We start from the raw sequence: 22,676 nt of genomic DNA, 5'->3' as shown, positions 1-22,676 counted from the left end.
CCCGTTTATTGGTACAACATAACATTCAACTTGAATAAAACTTGTGATATGAATACTTTGGCATCTTTTAAATCGATTCTTTTAATCATGGCCCTTTCTTTGAGCCCTATACTTTCAGCACAAATTGTGAATGTTTGGGCCGTGGGAGATGGAGAGAAAGTTTTTAGATATAACACAGATCATTTCGCAGAGAAGAACAACAGTATCTGGGATGGTGAAAAAGTAAAGTTGAGAGGACTTTACAATGAAGTCTTGGGCTTTCAAGTCATTGTGGAATTGGATAGTTTGGGGGCCAAAAGTTTGGAGATCTCCATGACTCCTCCCGTGAACACGGTTTCAGGAGACATTGTTGGTGGTGATGGAACAATAGCCTATGGACCCCAAGGGAGCATTGATTTATTTTCACAGCACTATTTGAATGTAACAAAACCAACAAAGCCGGCCTGGTACTATGGCTCTGAGAACAGTGCACCGGAAAATATGGTCGGATGGATACCAGATGCACTGATACCTTCAAATGCCCTGGGAAAAGGAGGGTTTCCCCTAACAGTTCCCAAAACCCGAGAGATAACCATTAGAATGCAACACAGGCTCGAGGTTATCGAGAGGCAAGAAACCCAAAACCAAGGCTTTTGGATAGACCTGTACCTTCCACGGGACAGAAATTTTGCTTCTGGCGTGTATACGTCCGAGATTACGGTTTGGGTCAATGGCAAGGCCGCCTCAAAACTCCCCGTGGAAATTGAATTGATCAACGCTTACCTCCCTGACGAAAACCATTCGAATGTATGGATGTTCACATCCAAGAACAGTATGGTGAATTATTTTCGTGATTTGGAATATGATGAAGTTATGGAAATGATGAAGTTTGAGGCCCATAGACATCGTGTGGATTTGGTGGGAGGTTTTGATGTGCACAGTAGCGTATTCAGCCTAGACGCCATGAACCAATACAAACCGTATTTGGATGGATCTGCTTTTACGGCCGAAAACGGATATCAAGGCCCTGGACAAGGGGTTGGGGAAAAACTCTTCACCGTTGGTATTTATGGAAATCCGGTATTGGGCAGAACCAAGGACAGCGTTCAATCCGAATCCAATAAATGGGTTACCTGGTTTGAGGAGAACTCCCCTGATACCCGATACTTTTGGTACATGATTGATGAACCGGGAGAAGTGCAATATCCCTATATCAAACAAAATGCAGAATGGGTGAAATCCAATCCCGGCCCGGGAAAGAGACTCCCTATATTCACCACTACGGCCTATAAAGAAGAGCTCAAAGATGTCATTGATATTTTTAATGGATACCGGGGCATTCAGGATTACGAACAATTTAAATTATTGAAAGAAAGAGGTGGGGACCATTGGTTCTATAACGGAAACCGTCCCTTTTATGGTTCTGTAATCTTGGAGGCCGAAGCTGTTGATTTTAGGGTAAATGGCTGGATCAAACATCTGTTTGGCATTAATACATGGTTTATCTGGCATGGCAGTCACTGGCAACATAACTTCCAAGGACCCAAAGGCAATTTGCAGCAACGTGTGTTCAACGAACCGCTCACATTTATCAACTGGGGCTTCAACTATGGAAATGGTGACGGTGTCGTGTTTTACCCAGGTAGAATGCCCTATCACAAAGAAGAGGACCGAGGTTTGAACAAAGTATTGCCTTCCATTCGGTTAAAAAACATACGACGAGGACAACAGGACCATGAATTGCTTTGGTTGGCAGAACAAAAAATTGGTAAGGCCAAAGTAAGCGAATTGATACGGAAAGTCGTTCCAAAGGCCATGCATGAAGTGGATAAGGATGACCCAGTGGCTTGGTCACAGCGCGGGGATGACTATGATAAAATCAGAAATGAAATACTAAACCTATTAAAATAGAAAAACAGTAAATGGGCACAAAAGTTAAACTTATCGGGATCAATTTGATGGTACTTCTTTGGCTTTCATGTAAAGATTCCAACACCAATGCCGTAGAGGAAGATTCGTTGGGCAAGGAGCAGAGCAATTGGACCCTTATTGGGCCCGGAGGTGGAGGATCTACCTTCATTCCAACGTTCTCTTATGAAAATGAAAAAGATTTCCTGATTCGTTGTGACATGACCGGGGCCTATCACACCAAAGATGGAGGAAACTCTTTTAATGGGATCAACTATCCAAATGGATCTCATGCCTTCGCTTACGATCCTTTGGATCCACAAGTGATGTACATTGGCTCAAATGCGCTCAACAGATCAATGGATGGTGGAAAAACCTGGGAAAGGATTTATCCATTTGAAAAAGATATCGTAGAGGAAAATTATTTGGGAGACCATGCCGAATACTCCATTACAACCACGGAGAACTCTCTGTTCCATGTAGTGGGTGAATCGGGCCGGGCCATAAACCCCGCCATAAGGAATATTAAAGTGGATCCAAACGACTCCAAACAGGTTTATTTTAGTTTAGACAGGTATCTTTTCTATACCCAGGATGGTGGAGCTTCTTGGAACAGATTGAAAGTAAACAACAGGATTGATTTCATATATACCGATACAGGAGAGGCCAAAGACAAAGTTTTGGTGTTTGCCTCATCTGCGGTCAATACAATAGACAAGAAATCTTGGCAAGTTACATCAATGGAATATCCTGATGCAATGCAGCCCGCTTTTTCGATCACGGGAGGAACTGTAAAGGGAGGAAACAGTTCAATATTTTATGGTTTGCACAATGATGAATCTGAAAGAGGAGATGGTAGACCGGCCCCTACCTCATTATGGATATCCAAAGACCATGGAAAGACTTGGCGCCAGAGCAAAGGGGATGTAATCACAAATAAGGCAAATACATTGCCTACCTTTTCCACTATGGCTGCTGCCGAAAATGATGCTGAGCATGTGTATGTGGTGACAAGCAGCTATTTGGAAAAGAAAGATGACGGAACTGATGTCGTATGGTTTGGAACGCTAAAATCGGATGATTCCGGAGATTCTTGGCAATGGGTCTGGAAAGGAGGCGGAGGCTCGGGCAAGTACGGCGTAAAGGATGGCAATGATGTTACAAATTTAGAAGATGCATGGGTAAATGAAGCTTTTGGAAAAGACTTCATCAGATTGATTGATGTGGGAGTTGCCCCGAACAATGGAAATTTGGCCATAGTCACAGACTGGTACCGCAGTATGAAAACAGTGGATGGAGGTAAGAATTGGACATCCATTTATTCAACACGCCAAGATGACGGAAGCTATATTTCCAGCGGTTTGGATGTGACTACCAGTTATGGGGTTCATTTTGATCCTTTTGATTCAACCCATATCGCCATCAGCTATACCGATATTGGATATCACCATTCCCATAATAAAGGCCGTAGTTGGACCAGGTCCACCACAGGAATCCCCACCGAATGGGAGAATACCTGCTATTGGTTGGTATTTGACCCAGAGGTCAAGGACAAGCTATGGTCCGTTTGGTCAAACCTCCATGATTTTCCACGGGGAAAAATGACCAGAAACCCCAAATGGACAGAATATGGCAGGGGAGGTGTCGCCGTTTCCACAGATGGCGGTACAACCTGGGAACCATCAGTGGAAGGTATGGGCTTTGATACGCCCTCCACTTCCATTGCATTGGATCAATACTCTCCAGTGGGGAACAGGACACTGTATATTGCTGCTTATGGAAAAGGGGTTTTTAAATCTGTGGACGATGGCAAAACATGGAAACTTCACAATAACGGAATTGAAGGGAGCTTGGCTGCTTTTGAAATTACCATTCTCCCAGATGGAACCTTGTACCTGATTACCAGTCCAACTCCTCAACACATCAATGGTGAAGTAGGACGGGAAGTGCACATGGGTGCCGTATATAAATCAACAGATGGAGCACTTTCTTGGAAACGCTTGGATGTGGGTGAAAAGACCAAATTCCCAAATGGGCTTGCATATGACCCTGAAAATCTGGACAGACTCTATCTGGGTTCATGGGCAGATACTTTTTTAAGCGATATAGTTGGGGCCGCTGTGGCTAGGGAGACCGGCGGCAATGAATTGATGGATTTGGACGGGGGCATCCTCATGTCCGAAGATGGTGGCGAAACATGGAAACGGATATTTGATGAAAATCAGTTTGTTTATGACGTTACGGTAGACAGTCACCATCCAAGCAGGGTGTATTGCAATACATTCAACAGAGGGGCATACATGAGCAATGATTATGGCAAAACCTGGGACAAAATAAAAAACTATGACTTTCACTGGGGTCACCGGGTAGTGGTCGATGAAAATAATCCAGAAAAGGTATATCTGACCACCTTTGGGTCAAGTGTTTGGCATGGCACACTCGAAACAGAATAAATTTAATTAGTAATAAATCACAAACGCACATCTTAATAACAGTATGGAAAAAATAATTGGAAAGCTATCACTTACCTCAATTTTAGTATCCCTGTTGATGGTATTCTTGTTTATTTCTTGCAAAAATAAAGATGGAAATTCCACAAGCGTGGACACCTCTAAATTGTATTCCAACATAAATGGAAGAAACGATCATTGGCGGTATATTGGCCCTGGTGGAGGTGGAGCTATGTTCAATCCGACCATAAATCCTTTAGATCATGACCATGTATTCGTTAGCTGTGATATGACCGGTTCATTCGTATCCTATGATGCAGGAAAACAATGGCGAATGTTCAATCTTAGGGGTGTTACCAAGTTTTATGATTTTGATTATACGGATGAGAACATTGTTTACACCGGGACTTCAAATATGCTTTTTAAAAGTAAGGACAAAGGCATATCCTGGGAGACAATCTTTCCTAAGCCCGAAGATATTGTAGATATCGTTTCCCAAGGGGATCACGCAAATGAAAAGGTCATAACAAAAGATAGCGTATGGACCCTTGTTGAAAAGCTGGCCATTGACCCGGACAACCCTCAAAAGCTATATCTGTTGACCAGAAAAAGAAAAGTTGACTTTTGGCCGAACGGAAAAAACCAAAGATTTTATATGGCCATTATGGCTTCCAATGATGGAGGTGAATCATGGGAAACCATGGAAAAACTGCGCTTTGACCTGAACAATTTGTTTATAGACCCTTCATCACCGGAAGATGATAGAACCATTTATATCTCCGGTAAAAGCGGTCTAGGTGCAAGACGCAAAGGCACTTGGGTCAATGTTGGACTTCCCGAAGATGCCGAAAATATTACACAGGTTATTGATGGTTTTGATAGGCAGACCAATCGGCATATCATCTATGCAATATCTGGAAAATCATACTTTAATCCCAACGCGAGGGAAAACTCCAATATTTACATGACCAATAACGGCGGGGAAAGTTGGAGCCAGATTGATATTCCATTACAAGCTTTTAAAATGGATGGCGCCAAAGATATGGAGTATAGGAGTATCGCCACCAGTTATTACCATCCGGAAAACATTTACGTATCCTACGCCAATTTAAAAATCAGTCAGGATTCAACCGCTATCGGGGTGGCTAAGAGCTCAGATTATGGAAAAACATGGGAGTTGGTATGGAAGGATGTCAACAATACACCTACGCCCAACATAGACCAAGGCTGGCTAAATGAAAGGTTTGGTCCCGGTTGGGGAGAAAATCCTTTTCATATGGCTGTTGCCGATGATGACCCTAACCTATGTTATACTACGGACTTTGGCCGTACCGTACGGACCAAAAATGGTGGGAAAACTTGGGAACAGCTCTACACCAACAAGGTTGAAGGAGCAGGATGGAGGTCAAGAGGCTTACAGGTGACCACGGGGTACATGCTTGCATTTGATCCATTTGATTCATTGCATGTGCTTATGGCCGATACCGATACCGGGATGATGGAAAGCCATGATGGTACAAAAAGTTGGTCAAGTGCAACAAATAACAATGGAGTTCCGAGACATTGGGTCAACTCCACGTACTGGGTACAATTTGACCCAGAAGTAAAAGATAAGGTATGGGCAGTGATGAGTGCCAATCATGATCTCCCCCGACCAAAAATGTGGCGAAACAGGGATATGTCCACCTACAAAGGAGGTATTTTAAGCAGTACTGATGGAGGCAAGACTTGGGAGGTTCTGAGTGAGGAAATAGGAGAAATGGCACCCACTCACTTGGTCATGGATCCAAATTCTGATCCGAATAGTAGAATACTCTACGTCTGCGCTTTTGGAAAAGGAGTTTACAAATCAATTGATGGTGGCAAAACATGGCACCAGAAGAACAAGGGCTTTGAAGGGAGCCAACCCGCAGCATGGAGGTTGACCCTAAGCAATAATGGAGACTTGTATCTGGTGGTTTTCAGAAAAAGTGATGATGGCAGTATAGGCAATGATAAGGACGGAAGTCTATACAAATCCACCAATGGGGCCGAATCATGGGAGAAAGTACAATTGCCAAATGATGTAAATGGGCCATCCAGTTTGTTGGTGGATCCAGTCAATTCAGATAGGCTACTTCTATCCGCATGGGGCAGATTTGGCCCCAACGAATTTTCCAACGATGTGGGTGGTGGCATTTATTTGTCCACAAATGGCGGTGGCACATGGAAACCCGTGCTCACTGAAGATCAGCATATCCATGATTTGACTATGGACGAAAAGAAGGGAGTGCTCTATGCATCAGGTTTCAATTCCTCTGTCTATCGTTCTGAAGATAGAGGAGAGACATGGCAACGAATAAAAGGATATAACTTTAAATGGGGTAAACGCGTTCAGCCAGATCCCATGGATCCCGAAAAAGTCTATATAATTACATTTGGAGGCGGTATTTGGCATGGGCCGGCCCAAGGGGACGAAAATGCCTTGGAAGATATTGTTACTCCAGAAGCCGCTTATGAATAATAATGTCTATCTTGCTTAAAGAAGGGCAATCTAAGAGTACCAACGTCAAAAAATCACTTTGGGACGGGTGTCTCTAAGCTTTTTAGCCTAACTCTAAAATAATTGTAACGAAAACTTAAAAATTTGAAGGGTAACAATTATATATTAGATTTTTTTAATACTTTTCAAAACTGACCTTCATAATGTTATAAAAACAATTTTTTAGGTTACGAAATAATATAACCATGGCTAAAAAGAAATCTACCGTAGAACGAAGAATGGCGATCATTACGGAACTTGAGCAAAGTGGGAAAGTCAATGTAAGTGATCTGAGCAAAAATTATGATGTAAGCGAGGTCACTATCAGGAATGATTTGGGCCAGTTGGAAAAAAAGAATGTTTTAATAAGGGCCAGGGGAGGTGCAATAAAGGTGGATCCCGTGGGCATTGATTACAATATTTCGGAGAAAAACAAAATCAATATAAAGGCCAAGAAAGCCATAGGGCTTAGGGCAGCTGGTTTTGTCAATGAAGGAGATACCATAATGGTGGATTCTGGAACCACGGTCATGGAGCTTGTTAAGAACCTGAACGAAAGAATGGATCTAACTGTTATAACCAATGCTTTGAATATTGCCAACCAGCTTGTAAAGAATAACAATATCAATGTTATCATACCAGGAGGTTTTTTAAGAAAAAAATCTTTTTCATTGATTGGGACGCCAGCCGAGAAAAGCCTAAGATATTATTTTTGTGACAAATTGTTTTTAGGCGTAGATGGCCTGGACATAGATTATGGTCTATCAACCCCCAACATAGAGGAGGCCCATTTTAACAGCGCAATGATAGAGATGTCCAACCAAGTATTTGTTCTGGCAGATTCCAGTAAGATTTTCAAGAGAAGTCTTGCCTTTATTTGTGACATATCCAAAATTAATGTCTTGGTTACGGATAGTGGAATAACCAAAGACCAGGTAGCAGCGCTTGAAAATGCAGGTGTTGAAGTTGTGGTCTGTTAATTCATATGCCCATATTATCCAAATGAGCCGTTTATAATCCCCCAAATATTTTACGGGTTTGGTTTTGATACAAGCCATTACTCAGTGATTTTACGTTTAAAATCCAACCTATTTTATAAAATAGTATAACCTTGTTCTTTTTCACATCAAAGAATTTCTATGCAAGAATTGACCAATAAAACCATTAAAAGGAAAACCAGTTTACCTATCAGGGTTGTTCAGTTTGGCGAAGGCAATTTTTTACGTGCCTTTGTTGATTGGATGATTGATGAACTCAATCAAAATGCTGATTTTGATTATGGGGTAGCCATAGTACAGCCCATTGAACAAGGAATGGTGGAGATGCTCCAAAAGCAGGATGGGTTGTATCACCTTATGATGAAAGGAACCTTGAATGGTAAGGTGGTTGATGAAAAAAAAATGATTTCCTGTATTGAACAACTAGTAAATCCATTTAAGGATTTGGATGCCTTTTTTGTGTTGGCAATCACAGAAAAGTTAGAACTGATCATTTCAAATACCACAGAAGCGGGAATAGAATTTGGTCAAGACGATAAGCCAACAGAAAACAGTTTGGCCAAAACATTCCCCGGGAAACTGACCCAGTTTCTCTATAAGAGATTTGAACACTTTCAAGGCGACCCGTCCAAGGGTGTTGGAATAATCCCCTGTGAGCTTATTGACCGAAACGGAGATCAATTGAAAGCAGCAATATTGGACTATTGCAGGTTGTGGAGCCTTCCCGCGGAATTTGGGAAATGGATAGAGAACGCCAATCATTTTGGTAACACTTTGGTGGATAGGATTGTCCCCGGGTTTCCTAGCGATACTATTCATGAAGTACAAAAGGAACTCGGTTATAAAGATAATTTTGTCGTGGTTTCCGAGGCCTATCATTTATGGGTCATTGAAGCCTCAAAGGAATTGCAGGAATTGTTCCCGGCGGATCAGCACGGATTAAACGTAAAGTATGTTGGGGATCAAACCCCTTACCGTCTACAAAAAGTAAGAATCCTAAACGGTTCCCACACTTGCATGGTGGCAATAGGGTTACTGAACGGTTTACAAACCATACGGGAAACAATACAAGATGAAAAGGTAGGTTCATACATGAAAGAGATGATGTTCGAGGAAATAATACCCACCATAGACTTGCCCAAAGAAGAAGTGGAACAATTTGCCAATGATGTCATTGAGCGCTTTGAAAACCCTTTTATTAGACATGAATTGGCTGATATTTCCTTAAACTCAATATCCAAGTTCAAGGTTAGGGTGCTCCCTAGCATAGAGGATTATACCACCTCGAACAATGAGGCCCCTGCCAAACTTTGTACTGCATTTGCTGCCTTGATTAAGTTATATACTTCCAGCTTAAATGGAGAGATCATCGGCTTAAGGGATAGTGATGAGGTCATAGACTTTTTCACATCTTTGGTAAATACAGATTGCAATGCAGAAACCATGGTGAAGAAAGTACTTTCCAACAAGGCCTTTTGGGACAAGGATGTTTCCAAAAATAATCTGATTGTATCCCAAGTGATTTTAGCTTTGGATAGAATTAATAGTGGACATACCATCTAATCTGCATTGGAAGGTGCCACCCATGCTTCCATTTTACACAGTACTGATATAATCTGTTAATCTGCTGTACATCACATAAACCAAAATACAAATTACGATGAATCCCAATAAACCGATTACATTTTGAAAAAGAGAGTTTTTGTATTTGCCCATAACGGCCTTATTGTTTATGATCATTAGTAGGCCAATGGCAATCAATGGAACGGACAGCATGGAAGAGGCTTGGGCCAAAATCAGTGAATACACCGGGTCACCCATATAATTGGCCACATAAATGGCAACGAACATGCCAACAACGAGAATTAGTATGGTAAATAGCTTTGGCATTTTTTCGTTCATGGATTTGCCCAAACCAAGACCATCGGACAAAAGACCACCTCCGATCACCGCATTCACCACTAAGGATGAAAAGGCAGCGGAAATAAAGCCCAGAGCGAATATATATTTTGCATAACTTCCGAGAATGGCTTCCAACTGAATGGCCATATCTGCTGCTGAATTTACAGAAATGCCCAAGGGTTTTAAAGTCGCGGCAGCTGTTATGATTACCAGAATGGATATCGTGGCCAAAAGAAAAACACCCAGATTGGTATCCCGTATTCCCTTGGCTTTATCCTTTAATTGCCACCCTTTGCTTTGCACCAAATAGGATTGGTACAAGGCTCCATTGAGTGAAAAAGTTGTTCCAACCAATGCTATAAGGGCGTTAAAACTTTCCATGGGAAATTTATTTGGCACAAACCCCGAAGCCACGGAAGTTAAGTCGGGCTTGATGAAAAAAAGATTGATGGCAAAAGCGGCAATCATCAATATCACCATGACCATCATCATTTTTTCCAAAGCTTTGTATAGATTTTTGCTGAAAAAAATTAGGAGTATGGCCAATGGTGTGAATATGAATAGCCAATACCCATCTTCAATTCCCGTTAGGGTTTCCATGCCCATGCCAGCTCCAAGATTATTACCAAATTGGAAGCTCAAAGCAGCTAAAAAAGAGCTTATCCCAATAACCACGGAAAACCATCTTCCATATTTTTCGGCAATGAGACCTAAAATGGATTGTTTGTGCAATGCCCCAAATCGAGTGCTCATATTGGTATAGCCGATCATAAAAATGGCAGCTATGAGAACAACCCAAAGGAAGCTATAGCCCATTGTGGCTCCTATTTTAGAAGATATTGCAATGCTCCCGGGTCCTAGAACAACTGCGGCCATAATAAAACCGGGGCCAACCATTTTTATAAATCTTTTTAATTGTTTAATCATTGTATTGTTTTTTAAAGTGATATCCCTCTTTTCCACGGGATAAAATCATTTTGGTTTAGTTGCACCGCTTTTGGCACACGCTTTCCGCTGGCTACTTGGATGATGTATTCCAAAATTTCTTCTCCTTTTGTTTCTATGGAATCTTCACCACTAATGATTGTCCCCGCATTGATGTCAATGATGTCCTTCATTTTTTTAGCTAGGCTGGTATTGCTTGAAACCTTGATCACAGGGGCAATTGGATTGCCTGTTGGAGTCCCTAATCCTGTCGTAAAAACAATAATATTGGCACCAGAACCAACCAACGCTGTAGTACTTTCAACATCATTTCCCGGGGTGCAAAGGAGATTTAACCCCGGTTTGGTCACGGGTTCCGTATAATCCAACACATCAGTTACCGGAGATGTGCCCCCTTTTTTTGCTGCACCTGCGGATTTCATTGCATCGGTGACCAGACCATCTTTTATGTTTCCGGGAGATGGGTTTTTCTCGAAACTTGAACCAACATTTAAAGCTTTTTCCGAGTAGGTCTGAATAAGTGAGGTAAATCTCTCGGCGCTTTTGTTTGACACACATCGGTTTATGAGGTCTTGCTCAACACCGTGCAATTCTGGAAATTCTGCTAAAATTGGACTCCCGCCCAAAGCGGCTAATATATCGGAGGCGTAGCCCAACGCGGGATTGGCAGATATTCCCGAAAATCCATCAGACCCTCCGCATTCCAACCCCACGGTCAAATTACTTAGAGGAGCAGGTTCTCGCTCTATTGTATTGGCTTCAATCATCCCCATAAAGGTTTTCTTGACCGATTCCGAAATAAAAGATTCCACACTCTTACTTTGCTGTTGCTCCAAAATATAGATGGGTTTGGAGAATGAAGGGTCTCTTTTACTGATAGCCTCCCGTATCATGGATATTTGGGCATTTTGGCATCCCAAACTTAATATAGTGGCTCCTGCTACATTGGGGTTTGTGATATAACCCGCAAGTAAATTGCACAATGTTTCAGCATCTTCCCGGGTTCCCCCACAGCCCCCTTCATGTTTTAGAAATTTAATACCGTCAACGTTTGGGAATACCCTGTTCTCAATCATTTCTTCGGCATCCAGAATGATGGGTTTTTCCAACAATTCTTGAATGGAGTTTCCAGCCTTGTAGCTGTCAACAAGGGCCTTTGTATTTATGAAGAAATCCCGTTTGGGGAGGTAACCCAATGGTTCCAGTATGGCTTCTTTTATGATATCCAGGTTGTTGTTTTCACAAAATGTAAGTGGCACTACCACCCAATAATTGCTAGTCCCCACTTTCCCATCTGCACGATGGTAACCCATAAACGCCCTATTTTTCCACTTATTAATATTTGGGGGGTTCCACACAAATGTGGACTGCTTGGGCTTATAATCTCCGGCTGCGTGACCAATATTGTCCACTGTGATAGCCGTCCCTTGGGATATGGGTTGATTGGCGACTCCTACCAAAACACCATACATGATGATTTCATCCCCAGTTTTAAGATCATGGAGTGCAAACTTATGCTTGGCCCTTATGTCATTTTTGACTTCAAGCTCGATGTGGTTGATGTGCAGGACACTAAATTTTTTAATATCTCGTAGCGCTACGGCAATATTGTCTTTTGGGTGAATTTGCAAACAGTTTTGATTCATTTCTTTGTTTTTTTGATAATGAGGTCAATGCATTTTTACCTTATCAAAAACCACTTTGCCACCAACTACGGTTTTAATGATGTCCAACTTTCCCTGATCTAGTGTAAAATAAACAAGGTCGGCCCGCTTACCGACCGCGATCACGCCACGATCTTCCAAATCCAAGGCCTTTGCTGGATTCGAAGTGACCATGTGAACAGCTTGTTCCAACGAACATCCGGTAAATTTTATAACGTTCTCAATCCCTCGGGTAATTAAAAAAGAAGCCCCGGCCAACACATTTTCTGAAGGCATCATAATCGCCCCTTCCTCGGTTAGAACAACTTCTTGGTCAAAGTCTTTGTATCGTCCGGGGGGCATTCCGGCCAATCGCGTGATATCAGAGACCAAAATGATGTTATCGGGCCCTTTTGCTTTATAAAATGTTCGTACTTCTTCTTTTGTTAAATGGTGTCCGTCCGCAATAATACAGGTCATTAGGCCATCATTGGACAATTGGGGCCAAATAGGGTTATGGTGCCTGTGGATGGTATTGGCACAACCGTTGCCCAAATGTGTTGAGAGCGATGCTCCCAGCGCAACAGCCTCATTGATTTGTAAAGCATTGGCGTTGGTATGCCCCAAGGCTACCTTGATGTTGTTCTCCCTGCATTTCTTTATAAATTCTGCGGAACCCTCCCATTCTGGAGCTATGGTAACCTCCTTGATTCTTTTGCCCGATGCACCGTGCCACGCTTTGAATTCTTCCCAATCCGGTTTGCGAATGTGGGCTGGGTTATGGGCGCCCCTAAATCCATCCAAGGGGGAAATATAAGGGCCTTCCAAGTGAAACCCCGGAAGGGATTGTGCCAATTCTCCATTCTTGAGGATTTCATTGAGAATCCCAAAGTTTCGTAATAAGACTTGGTTTGACTCTGTGGTCAAAGTAGGATAAAAGGTGGTGATTCCTTTTTTCCAAAAGGCTTTGGTGATTTTTTCCACTTGCTCCTCGTTCAAATCCTCCCCAACAAAGGCGTGAGATAAATATCCATTGACTTGATGGTCTATGAATCCGGGGGCAACATATACGACATTTTCGGAGCTTGTGCTTTTGGTTGGTTTTCTTACAAGTTTGGTTATTCTCCCATTATTAATTTCAATTTTGATTGGTTTGCCATCAGAATATAATACTGTGTCCATTTTAGAATTATCTGAGTGGATACCCGTATTCTGCTGTGATTTAGCTGATACAGCAGTGAGTAAATAAATGATGGTTATGCTATGTGCTATTAATTTGAACATTTTACTTTAGATAAAATCGATAATTGCCAAATAGGTGGTCACCAACCCAAATATCATTACCAATCCAATGCCAACATTCATTAAGTTACTTGCAGTATGCTTTCCCATTATTGACTTTTTATTGATTAGAATGAGTACGGGCAGTGTCACTGCAGGTAGGATACAAGCTTGAAAGGCCTGTGAAAAAACCAACAGTGCAGGGGGTCGCATTTCCATAAATTGTGCCCCAAAACTTAACAGCAATCCCAATCCACCCAAAACCCTGAATAAAGGGGATTTAATATTTCTGGGTTTACCGGCATAATCGCTAATCAACCAAGGTGCAATCAATATAATCGGGAATATGGTTGAAATGGCGGCACTTGTAATTCCAAAAATCAATATAAATGACGCCAGTTTTCCGCCAATGGGTTCAAATAAGGAGATAAGATGTAAGGTGGTTTCGAGTTCTTTTCCTGATGCACGGAGAGTTCCCGCAGCCACAGCCATGATACAACCACTTAAGATCAACATCATGAAGGCCGATACAAAAGCGTCCCGTTTTTCAGTTTTTAGGTTCTTAATGGCCCATTTTTTCTCACTTACCACAATACTTCTCACAATAAATACGGCCGCTGAGCACGTGGTGCCGACCATGGCGGCAATCAACTCAAAAGAACCTGGCTTTTGGGGAATGGAAGGAATCAACCCCTTCCAGATCTCTTGGAAATTGGGTTTTACCATAAAGAAAACAATGATGAAACTTAACCCCATCAATAGAACGATGGTCGTTAACAGTTTCTCAAACATTTCATATTTTCCATAATACAGCAGCACAAAGAGCGCCAAAACAATAATTGCGGTAACTGAGGCGGTGCTGATAACAAATGTTCCATCAATCAAACGGGCACCTTCCTGCAAGAGCTCTGTTGCAATACCCATAATGCCCATTAAGGCAAAAACCTCCCCTACAATCAAGGCGGCCATAATGTAAAGTGCCAGTGATTTGCCGTACCTAATGTTGTTTTTGATATTCAACAGGGCAGTTTTACCGGACACAATGGTGACTTGCCCGTAGGCGACCATGAGGATATAGGTGAAGATGCACGAAAGCACCAAGGCCCACAAAAGAGACATCCCGTTTCCGGCTCCTGCCTTGGCCATGGTAGTGACGCTTCCCGTACCAATGTTGTACCCAATCAAAAACAGGCCTGGCCCAATTAGGCTTAAAAAAGTGATGATTTTTCTTTTGATGGACATCTATGAAATCGTATTAATTAAGCAAAGCAGAGGATTCTTGATCTAAAAATAAATAGGTGGAACCATGCTTTTGAAGTATCGATGCTGGAACTTCCGGGGTTATGGAACCATTGACCACTTTGCTGACCGCGAGACTTTTTCGTTTATCGGGGACACTGCAAATGATGTGTTCGGATTGCATAATTCTATCTACCGACATGGAGATTGCCTTGGTTGGGACTTCGTCCAAGCTATCAAACCATCCTTCTCCCATTTGCTGTTGTCTGCACTCCTCATCCAAAGTTACCTCAAGGTAAGATGCTTTGGTGTCAAAATCTGCAGGGGGGTCATTGAATGCCAAATGTGCATTTTCTCCAATTCCCACAAACGCCACATCAATAGGGTGTTCCAAAATGAGGTTATGGAGCCTTTCACATTCTTTGGCCGTATCTCCTTCACCATTTACATAGTGAAAATCCATGGGCTGAACAATGCTGGCAAATCGGTCTTTAAGATATTTTCTAAAAGAGGCCGGATGGGTTTCGGGAAGTCCAATATATTCATCTAAATGAAAGCATGTAACAACGGACCAGTCAATATTTTGCTTGACCAAGGCTTCTAGCATTTCAAACTGGGAAGCTCCCGTTGCCACGATAATATTTGCCTTTCCATTTTTGGATATTGATTTTTGGATTAAATGGGCGCCTTGCTTTGCAGCTTCCCTCCCTAGAGTTGTTTTGTTTTCTGAAATTAGTATTTCCATTTATTTCGTTTGTAACAAATATCTTATTTAAATTTTATATTTCATTATTATTTTTCATTTAAAACCTTATAATAACTTATTTTTATACTTTGTAAATTATCTAAGAGTATAAATGAAAAACAAAAATTGTTACTATCCGTTATTAGGTTTTTGTCTCACTGTTCTGTTATGGGGGTGTGAGAGTGCACAGAAAAAAGATGAAATAGTATTGGCCGAAACGGAAGGAATCGCTCGATCATTGGAATATGTTGTCGTAAAACGCCCCAGCCAAAGCCAAGGGACTTTGGTCTTGAAAGACAAGGATACTGATGAGATATTCCGTGGTAAAAAATTGATACAGGAGGATTCGAATCAAGATAGCATTTCCTACATTTTTCCAATGTCCATTAATGCCCATCAAAAAAGAACTTTTTTAGTTCTGGATTCAGACTCGGGGCAGGGTCAACAGGAGGAAACATTGAAGATAACTGGGGAGCACCCGGCCATGACTGTGGAAAATCGGTTTTTTATAGCAGATTTCAATACTTCCCCTGCAAAGGTTGAGAGAGGGCTTTATCCAGGACAGTTATCTGGAATCTTCATCAAAAAAAAGCATATCCTACTTAAAAGGGAACTCAATAATATGCATTGGGCCCCTAATTTTCAAAAAGAGTCAGAGGATTACAAAACTATTGGCCATGCCAACGTGGATGATGCCAAAATTAGTCAGAATAACTCTTTCTTCCTTGAAATGGTTAAAAAGGGAAGAGTTAAGGGCTATGAAGAAATCGATTTATGGGAGAAATACAAGTTTTTTGCAGGATTGCCCTATTTTCTTTACGAGTCTACCATGAGTTTTAATAAAGAAGCAAATCTCTTTTTTTTAAGAAACAATGAAATGACAATGGATAAACTTTTTACGCATTTGGTGTATTCAGACTCTTTGGGGAAAACTAAGGAAATACCATTATATGATGATGTGAAGATGGACTCCTTGACAAAAGCTCCGTTGGCAGATGATGTTAAATGGGTTGGTTTTATCAATAAACCTAAAGGCTATGGTTTGGTAAGTCTGCAGTTGGACTATGACAATACGCATATAAATGGTGGGGAATCCACTCTATATAAGCCTCACATGAAAATCACCAAAGCAGGGAATGAGGGGAGATATTGGAACAGAAGGCTTGTTCATGACCACAATACTATAGTTACCAAGGGCAGTAGGTACCATGAGAAAAATGCTTATCTAGTTTTGGATGGTTTAGATAATCTAAATAAACAGATTAATTATTTTTTTAAGGCCATAAACAATCCTATTGCCATTTATTATTCCAGTGAATAGAAATGTAATGGCCATAGAGAAGAGAATCGACACCCAGAATGTAGTCTGAGACAGCAGTGTTACATTTCTTGATTTGACAAAGCAAATATTTCAAAATATACTTCTTGGGTCTTATACTGGAATATGACTTTTATACAGCATTGGTGAAAACCTTTAATTTTTATGATGATAAACTTTTAAAACCAAAAAGGTATGGTAACACTGGAGACTTGGGATCTGGTACTAATATTCGGATTTTTTTCAATAACGCTTAGCATAGGACTTTTTGTGTCCAAAAGCTCTGGAAAGAGCAGTACGGAGTACTTTCTTTCTGGAAGGTCAATGCCTTGGTGGTTGCTTGGTATTTCTATGGTGGCCACCACTTTTTCAACTGACACACCCAATCTGGTCACCGATATTGTGCGAACCAACGGTGTATCTGGAAACTGGGTTTGGTGGGCCTTTTTGTTGACCGGACTCTTAACAGTCTTTGTTTATGCTCGACTCTGGCGAAAATCTAATGTTAATACCGATTTGGAGTTTTATGAACTTCGTTATGGAGGAAGGCCAGCACGGTTTTTAAGAGGGTTTAGGGCTTTATACCTCGGGATTGTCTTTAATGTAATCACCATGTCCGCTGTGACACTGGCAGCCATAAAGATTGGAAGTATCATGTTGGGGCTAGAACCTTGGCAGACTGTTATCAGTGCTGGTCTCATTACGGTCATCTTTAGTGCTGTGGGTGGTTTCAAAGGGGTTGTATACACTGATTTTATTTTATTCTTTGTGGCTATGGGAGGTGCTATCGGGGCCGCCTATTATTTGATTAATATACCAGAAGTCGGTGGTTTGGATGCTTTGCTTTCCCATGAAGTAGTTCATGAAAAGCTAAACATACTTCCTGATACAACGGATACAGAAACCTTAATAACCCTTTTTATTATCCCTTTGGCCGTACAATGGTGGAGCTCATGGTATCCTGGGTCGGAACCTGGAGGGGGAGGATACATTGCCCAGCGGATGCTTTCGGCCAAAAATGAAAAACATGCCATAGGAGCCACATTTTTTTTCAATATAATGCATTATGCCCTCCGTCCATGGCCTTGGATATTAGTGGCCCTGGCCTCTTTGGTTGTGTTTCCTGACCTGGAGAGCCTCAAACAGGCCTTCCCAATCGTAGCAGAGGACAAACTGGGACATGATTTGGCATACTCTGCCATGCTAACAAAACTTCCGACCGGGTTGTTGGGTTTGGTCTTGGCCTCTCTTGTTGCGGCCTATATGTCAACCATTTCCACGCAGCTTAACTGGGGGTCTTCCTATATCGTGTATGATTTTTATAAAGCACGTGTCAATCCAAATGCTTCAGAAAGGCGTTTGGTGGACATGGGAAGGATTTCCACTGTAGGTTTGATGATTTTGAGTGCGGTGTTGGCCCTATTGCTTCAAAATGCACTTCAACTTTTTGAGATTTTACTGGTTTTTGGTGCGGGCACGGGATTGATATTCATACTGCGATGGTTTTGGTGGCGAATCAATGCATGGAGCGAGATTGCTGCTATGCTCGCTTCGGGACTAATTACAATAACACTTAAACTTACACCGATTGGAACGTATTTGTTCGGGACTGATTCTGGAGTTTTATCGCCTTGGATGGAATATCCTTTTGTGGTACTCTCAACCTCTTTGATCTGGCTTGGGGTAACGTTTATGACCCAACCAGAATCTTCGGAGACATTGATTGGATTTTGTAATAAAATCAATCCAGGAGGTCCAGGGTGGAGAAAGGTAATGAAAGCGATGACCCAGAACACAAAAGTCCATCTTGAGAATAAGCAGAAATGGAGTGTGCCAGACGGTATATATGCGATGATTGCGGGTTGCTTTATGATTTATGCTTTGATGTTGTCAACGGGGTATTGGATTTATGGGCAGTATTGGAGGGCAACAATTTTTACCCTGATTGCATTGTTGGCAATGTTTCTATTGATCAAGCTCTGGAAGAGGGTTGAAGATGATATCTTATAATTTGAATTGTTGAATTTGTATAACTGAAAATACAATGAAAAATCATATTGATCGCCCAATTACACTTGGTGAGTTCATTATTGAAAATCAAAAGGATTTTGAATATGCACAAGGCGAGCTTACTGCATTGTTAAGTTCCTTTAGACTAGCTGGAAAAATGGTCAATCAGGCCATCAACAGGGCAGGGTTGTCGAATATCATCGGTAAGACAGGGAATGAAAACGTGCAAGGTGAACATCAGGCGAAACTTGATGTCATGGCCAACGAGGTGTTTATAAATACCCTAAGAAATAGGGGTGTTGTTAGTGGAATAGTATCTGAGGAGGAAGAAGATTTTATTTCTTTTGATAATGAAATCAATGATAGTTCCAAATATGTGGTCCTCATGGATCCTCTTGATGGCTCTTCCAATATCGATGCAAACATTACCGTAGGAACTATTTTCAGTATCTATCGACGGGTTTCAAAACCGGGTACACCGGTTAAACGAGAAGATTTCTTGCAAGCGGGAACAAAACAAGTGGCAGCAGGGTATCTCACCTATGGGTCTTCTACAATTCTGGTTTATACCACGGGTAGCGGAGTAAATGGATTTACCTTTGACCCAGGTATTGGTTCGTTTTTTTTGTCGCATAAAGATATAAGGTTCCCTAATGCAGGATACACCTACTCAATAAATGAGGGGAATTATGGACATTTCCCAAAGGGCATTAAGAAATTTATCAAGTGGGCCCAGAGAATAGAAAAAAATGGAACCCGCCCCTTGACCGCCAGATATACAGGTTCATTGGTGGCCGATATCCACCGTAACATGCTTTTTGGAGGAATTTATTTGTATCCCCAGGGGACATCTGCACCAAATGGAAAGTTACGGCTGTTGTACGAGGCAAATCCAATAGCATTTTTAACAGAACAGGCAGGAGGCAAGGCCAGTGATGGAATCAATAGGATTATGGAGATTGTTCCTAAGGATATCCATCAGCGAGTACCTTTTTTGTGTGGGACAAAAAGTTTGGTGGAATTGGTCGAGAAGTTTATTAAAGAGGTATGACCAATGAGCTGAATTTATGCCAATCCAAACTGATCGATGTCTGCAAAGTAGCCGATGCAAAGCTCATGTATGCCGAAGAACTTTGTTTTGCCCCTAAATATGAACGTTTGAAAGCTTTATTGGATGACGGTGCACTTGGAGAACCTGTGCTCTTCAAACAATCTGAAAAACACGACGGGCCCAATTCCGACCATTTTTGGGATATTGAAAGCTCCGGAGGTGGGGTAACCATGGATATGGGCTGCCATGCCATCCAATTCTTTAGATGTTTGCATCCTAAGAAAAATATCAAATTGGTGTATGCGCAAATCATGACCAGAGTGCACCAGGATAAAACCGAAGGTGAGGACAACTCCATTATTATTCTGAAATTAGAAGATGTTGTAACGGCCATAATGGAAGAGAGCTGGACTAAACTTGGAGACATGGACGACAAAGTCGAAGTACATGGTTCTGAAGGAGTGGCCTATGCAGATATACTCCAAGGCAACTCCATCCAAACCTACAGTAACAAAGGAGTAGACTATGCTGTGGAAAAGATAGGAAACACCATTGGATGGGGCTATACCATGTTTGAAGGGAGTTGGAACCATGGCTTTCCACAGGAATTTAAACATCTTATGGATTGTGTAAAAAATGACAAACAGCCTTTGGTGACTGGAGTAGATGGCAAGACTGTACAGAAATTGATACTTGCCGCCTATGAATCAACAGAGACTGGAAAAAAAGTGCTACTTCCTTTCAAGTCCGATGTGGACATACCCTATAAATTGGTGGAAGAAAGTATAGTGGTTACATTCCAATTATTCTAAAATAAATCAAAACATGGAAAGAAGAGATACTTTAAAACTAAAGGCCACCATTCTGGGAGGAAGTATCATAGGGTCCCAATTCTTTTTATCGGGCTGTGATGCACCTCACAAGAAAAGGTCTGAAATGGTGACCAATGACAATGTTCGCTTCCTTGACGAAATCGGCGAAACAATTCTTCCTGACACGGAGGAATCACCTGGAGCAAAGGTTGCCTATATCAGAGCGTTTATGAAAATAATCGTAAATGACTGTTATAGTAAGGATGATGCCTCAATTTTTGTTGATGGTATAGGTAAAGTCGAAGAAAAGTCCATCGATGAATTGGGGGAATCATTCCTTTCTCTTTCCAAAGAAAAAAAACTAAGAATACTGACCCAATTTGATGAAGGGATCAAAAAAAGTCACATCTTTGGAGAAGCCCCATTTCCTTACCATGCTCAAAGAACTTACCTTCTGGGGTATTTCATTTCTGAAGGTGGTGCGACAGAAGCACTTCGTTACAATTCCGTTCCCGATAGATTCGAAGGCTATATTCTTTATAATGGTAAAAGCGCTTGGATATCATGAATAACCTATCCTTTGATAACTATGGAGAGATGAGTGCATATGCTGGACATATGGTACTTTCAGAACTTAAAAAGAAGAAAGACCTTCGTATATGTGCAGCCACGGGAAACTCCCCAACAGGAACTTATGAGTTTTTGGCAAGGCAATATTTGAATCAGCAGGAGCTTTTCAAAGAGCTCCAAATTGTAAAATTGGATGAATGGGGAGGGCTCCCCAACACACACCCAGGTTCTTGTGAGTATTATTTGCAGGAACACCTTCTGAAACCCTTGGACATTTCGAATAACCGATATACGGGTTTTGGCACCAACCCACAAAATGCTCGGCAAGAATGTGAAAGAATCCAACAAAAGATTGAAAATGACGGTTCAATCGATTTATGTATTTTAGGATTGGGAAAGAACGGACATATTGGTTTTAATGAGCCTTATCACCACTTGCAACCATTTTGCCATGTGGCCCAACTTACAGAGGCTTCACAAAAGCACGGTATGGTAAAAGATTTAAACCAAAAACCATCATTTGGAATGACGCTAGGAATGCAAAACATCCTCTCTGCAAAAAAAATCATCCTCTTGGTTTATGGACCTGGCAAGGAAGAAGCCATTTCAATTTTAAAGGAAAAAATCATAACCCCGCAATTGCCTGCCTCTTTCTTATGGTTACACCCCAATGTAGATTGTTTATCTGTAAAAAACTCCTAGTCAGTCTAAGTATCTTACATTAAACTGTTTTATTGAACTTTTCCGGATTTTTATCTTCTCCATTTATTTAAACGGAAAACTGTTTCAAATGATGATTTAGATGATAAATAGCTAGCTCACCCCATCTGTTATAACTAATATTTCCAAAATAAGGATGTTCTACAAACTGAAAATCCTTGTCAAATTCCGAAAATTCTCGAATATGTTCTTTTAAGATTGCTTTATCATTTTCAAAACTGGCAGGTACAGTTCCCCCTCCTTCGATTTGACCGAAGCCTTTTGGAGCAGGCACGGTTTGTCCTGAACTAGAGCGTTGGAGGATTTCGTTTGGGTGGACGATACCATATTCATCCGATTTCTTATTTCCTTTGGCCATTCTAAAAAAATCAGTACAATGACAAATCATTTGGCAATCATTTATTTTCCCGAATTTAGGCTTTCTGGAAGGGTCTAATTTATCAATTCTTTAAAAAAGTCTTCTATTTGCGCTGTGGTTAAATCCATTTTGCAACTTATAGTCAACAATCTCAGAGCTTCATTGACAACACTCGTTAATGTCTAGTATAAATAATCGTATGTTAAACTTTTCCGAAGCTGAGCTT

General features: G+C 41.3%; 17 protein-coding genes. 11 read left to right on the top strand and 6 right to left on the bottom strand.

The window, feature by feature from the left end; all coding sequences use genetic code 11:
* Window positions 1-48 precede the first annotated feature (48 nt).
* The 5 genes from ACFSJE_RS16940 to ACFSJE_RS16920 all read left to right on the top strand — a co-directional run bounded on the left by ACFSJE_RS16940 (window position 49) and on the right by ACFSJE_RS16920 (window position 9,419).
* On the top strand, window positions 49-1,890 hold the full coding sequence (locus ACFSJE_RS16940; protein WP_379832052.1) for a hypothetical protein: 1,842 nt from the start codon (window positions 49-51) through the stop codon (window positions 1,888-1,890).
* Window positions 1,891-1,901: 11 nt separating this feature from the next.
* Window positions 1,902-4,340 carry a beta propeller repeat protein gene (locus ACFSJE_RS16935; protein ID WP_379832051.1) on the top strand — a complete coding sequence of 813 codons (2,439 nt, stop codon included), beginning with the start codon at window positions 1,902-1,904 and terminating at the stop codon, window positions 4,338-4,340.
* 43 nt (window positions 4,341-4,383) lie between these two features.
* Complete coding sequence (locus tag ACFSJE_RS16930; RefSeq protein ID WP_379832050.1) at window positions 4,384-6,840, top strand: WD40/YVTN/BNR-like repeat-containing protein; 2,457 nt, start codon at window positions 4,384-4,386, stop codon at window positions 6,838-6,840.
* Window positions 6,841-7,064: 224 nt separating this feature from the next.
* Window positions 7,065-7,838 carry a transcriptional repressor AgaR gene (gene agaR, locus ACFSJE_RS16925; RefSeq protein ID WP_379832049.1) on the top strand — a complete coding sequence of 258 codons (774 nt, stop codon included), beginning with the start codon at window positions 7,065-7,067 and terminating at the stop codon, window positions 7,836-7,838.
* Window positions 7,839-7,997: 159 nt separating this feature from the next.
* The gene (locus tag ACFSJE_RS16920; RefSeq protein WP_379832048.1) at window positions 7,998-9,419 is read left to right on the top strand and encodes a tagaturonate reductase; all 1,422 of its coding nucleotides are present in this window, start codon (window positions 7,998-8,000) and stop codon (window positions 9,417-9,419) included.
* Between the two features lie 33 nt (window positions 9,420-9,452).
* Here the strand turns inward: ACFSJE_RS16920 and ACFSJE_RS16915 are convergent, their stop codons facing one another.
* From ACFSJE_RS16915 to ACFSJE_RS16895, 5 genes are all read right to left on the bottom strand, one after another.
* A complete protein-coding gene (locus tag ACFSJE_RS16915; protein ID WP_379832047.1) occupies window positions 9,453-10,685 on the bottom strand; it encodes an Nramp family divalent metal transporter in 1,233 nt (410 codons plus the stop codon).
* 11 nt (window positions 10,686-10,696) lie between these two features.
* A complete protein-coding gene (locus ACFSJE_RS16910) occupies window positions 10,697-12,349 on the bottom strand; it encodes a UxaA family hydrolase (protein WP_379832046.1) in 1,653 nt (550 codons plus the stop codon).
* Between the two features lie 24 nt (window positions 12,350-12,373).
* A complete protein-coding gene (gene nagA, locus ACFSJE_RS16905; RefSeq protein WP_379832045.1) occupies window positions 12,374-13,528 on the bottom strand; it encodes an N-acetylglucosamine-6-phosphate deacetylase in 1,155 nt (384 codons plus the stop codon).
* Window positions 13,529-13,636: 108 nt separating this feature from the next.
* Complete coding sequence (locus ACFSJE_RS16900; RefSeq protein ID WP_379832044.1) at window positions 13,637-14,869, bottom strand: NRAMP family divalent metal transporter; 1,233 nt, start codon at window positions 14,867-14,869, stop codon at window positions 13,637-13,639.
* Between the two features lie 13 nt (window positions 14,870-14,882).
* Complete coding sequence (locus ACFSJE_RS16895; protein ID WP_379832043.1) at window positions 14,883-15,611, bottom strand: glucosamine-6-phosphate deaminase; 729 nt, start codon at window positions 15,609-15,611, stop codon at window positions 14,883-14,885.
* Between the two features lie 112 nt (window positions 15,612-15,723).
* Here ACFSJE_RS16895 and ACFSJE_RS16890 point away from each other — a divergent pair, with 112 nt between their 5' ends.
* The 6 genes from ACFSJE_RS16890 to ACFSJE_RS16865 all read left to right on the top strand — a co-directional run bounded on the left by ACFSJE_RS16890 (window position 15,724) and on the right by ACFSJE_RS16865 (window position 22,074).
* A complete protein-coding gene (locus tag ACFSJE_RS16890) occupies window positions 15,724-16,932 on the top strand; it encodes a hypothetical protein (protein WP_379832042.1) in 1,209 nt (402 codons plus the stop codon).
* Window positions 16,933-17,124: 192 nt separating this feature from the next.
* On the top strand, window positions 17,125-18,939 hold the full coding sequence (locus ACFSJE_RS16885; RefSeq protein WP_379832041.1) for a sodium:solute symporter family protein: 1,815 nt from the start codon (window positions 17,125-17,127) through the stop codon (window positions 18,937-18,939).
* Between the two features lie 34 nt (window positions 18,940-18,973).
* Window positions 18,974-19,990 (top strand): class 1 fructose-bisphosphatase, encoded by a 1,017-nt coding sequence (gene fbp / locus ACFSJE_RS16880; protein ID WP_379832040.1) that lies wholly within the window; start codon window positions 18,974-18,976, stop codon window positions 19,988-19,990.
* On the top strand, window positions 19,987-20,802 hold the full coding sequence (locus ACFSJE_RS16875; RefSeq protein ID WP_379832039.1) for a Gfo/Idh/MocA family protein: 816 nt from the start codon (window positions 19,987-19,989) through the stop codon (window positions 20,800-20,802). Before fbp ends, ACFSJE_RS16875 begins: the two co-directional genes overlap by 4 nt.
* A 13-nt stretch (window positions 20,803-20,815) precedes the next feature.
* Window positions 20,816-21,370 (top strand): gluconate 2-dehydrogenase subunit 3 family protein, encoded by a 555-nt coding sequence (locus ACFSJE_RS16870; protein WP_379832038.1) that lies wholly within the window; start codon window positions 20,816-20,818, stop codon window positions 21,368-21,370.
* Window positions 21,367-22,074, top strand: coding sequence for a galactosamine-6-phosphate isomerase (locus tag ACFSJE_RS16865; protein WP_379832037.1), 708 nt, complete (start codon window positions 21,367-21,369; stop codon window positions 22,072-22,074). Before ACFSJE_RS16870 ends, ACFSJE_RS16865 begins: the two co-directional genes overlap by 4 nt.
* Window positions 22,075-22,141: 67 nt before the next feature.
* On the opposite strand, the gene ACFSJE_RS16860 is transcribed toward ACFSJE_RS16865, so the two are convergent.
* Window positions 22,142-22,450, bottom strand: coding sequence for a DUF1569 domain-containing protein (locus ACFSJE_RS16860; RefSeq protein ID WP_379832036.1), 309 nt, complete (start codon window positions 22,448-22,450; stop codon window positions 22,142-22,144).
* Window positions 22,451-22,676: the final 226 nt, after the last annotated feature.

Origin of the sequence: Flagellimonas iocasae, assembly GCF_042682725.1 — a bacterium.
Classification (GTDB): Bacteria; Bacteroidota; Bacteroidia; order Flavobacteriales; family Flavobacteriaceae; genus Flagellimonas; species Flagellimonas iocasae.
Note: the sequence above shows the minus strand (reverse complement) of the source record. Positions and strands in the feature narration are given on the sequence as shown.

Excerpts from the sequence above, each read along its gene's own strand:
- ACFSJE_RS16935 (WP_379832051.1), top strand. The coding sequence starts at position 1,902 with ATGGGCACAAAAGTTAAACTTATCGGGATCAATTTGATGGTACTTCTT.
- ACFSJE_RS16890 (WP_379832042.1), top strand. The coding sequence starts at position 15,724 with ATGAAAAACAAAAATTGTTACTATCCGTTATTAGGTTTTTGTCTCACT.
- ACFSJE_RS16875 (WP_379832039.1), top strand. The coding sequence starts at position 19,987 with ATGACCAATGAGCTGAATTTATGCCAATCCAAACTGATCGATGTCTGC.
- ACFSJE_RS16915 (WP_379832047.1), bottom strand. The coding sequence starts at position 10,685 with ATGATTAAACAATTAAAAAGATTTATAAAAATGGTTGGCCCCGGTTTT.
- ACFSJE_RS16940 (WP_379832052.1), top strand. The coding sequence starts at position 49 with ATGAATACTTTGGCATCTTTTAAATCGATTCTTTTAATCATGGCCCTT.
- ACFSJE_RS16895 (WP_379832043.1), bottom strand. The coding sequence starts at position 15,611 with ATGGAAATACTAATTTCAGAAAACAAAACAACTCTAGGGAGGGAAGCT.
- ACFSJE_RS16910 (WP_379832046.1), bottom strand. The coding sequence starts at position 12,349 with ATGAATCAAAACTGTTTGCAAATTCACCCAAAAGACAATATTGCCGTA.
- ACFSJE_RS16865 (WP_379832037.1), top strand. The coding sequence starts at position 21,367 with ATGAATAACCTATCCTTTGATAACTATGGAGAGATGAGTGCATATGCT.
- ACFSJE_RS16930 (WP_379832050.1), top strand. The coding sequence starts at position 4,384 with ATGGAAAAAATAATTGGAAAGCTATCACTTACCTCAATTTTAGTATCC.
- ACFSJE_RS16920 (WP_379832048.1), top strand. The coding sequence starts at position 7,998 with ATGCAAGAATTGACCAATAAAACCATTAAAAGGAAAACCAGTTTACCT.
- fbp (WP_379832040.1), top strand. The coding sequence starts at position 18,974 with ATGAAAAATCATATTGATCGCCCAATTACACTTGGTGAGTTCATTATT.
- ACFSJE_RS16860 (WP_379832036.1), bottom strand. The coding sequence starts at position 22,450 with ATGGCCAAAGGAAATAAGAAATCGGATGAATATGGTATCGTCCACCCA.
- nagA (WP_379832045.1), bottom strand. The coding sequence starts at position 13,528 with ATGGACACAGTATTATATTCTGATGGCAAACCAATCAAAATTGAAATT.
- ACFSJE_RS16870 (WP_379832038.1), top strand. The coding sequence starts at position 20,816 with ATGGAAAGAAGAGATACTTTAAAACTAAAGGCCACCATTCTGGGAGGA.
- ACFSJE_RS16885 (WP_379832041.1), top strand. The coding sequence starts at position 17,125 with ATGGTAACACTGGAGACTTGGGATCTGGTACTAATATTCGGATTTTTT.
- ACFSJE_RS16900 (WP_379832044.1), bottom strand. The coding sequence starts at position 14,869 with ATGTCCATCAAAAGAAAAATCATCACTTTTTTAAGCCTAATTGGGCCA.
- agaR (WP_379832049.1), top strand. The coding sequence starts at position 7,065 with ATGGCTAAAAAGAAATCTACCGTAGAACGAAGAATGGCGATCATTACG.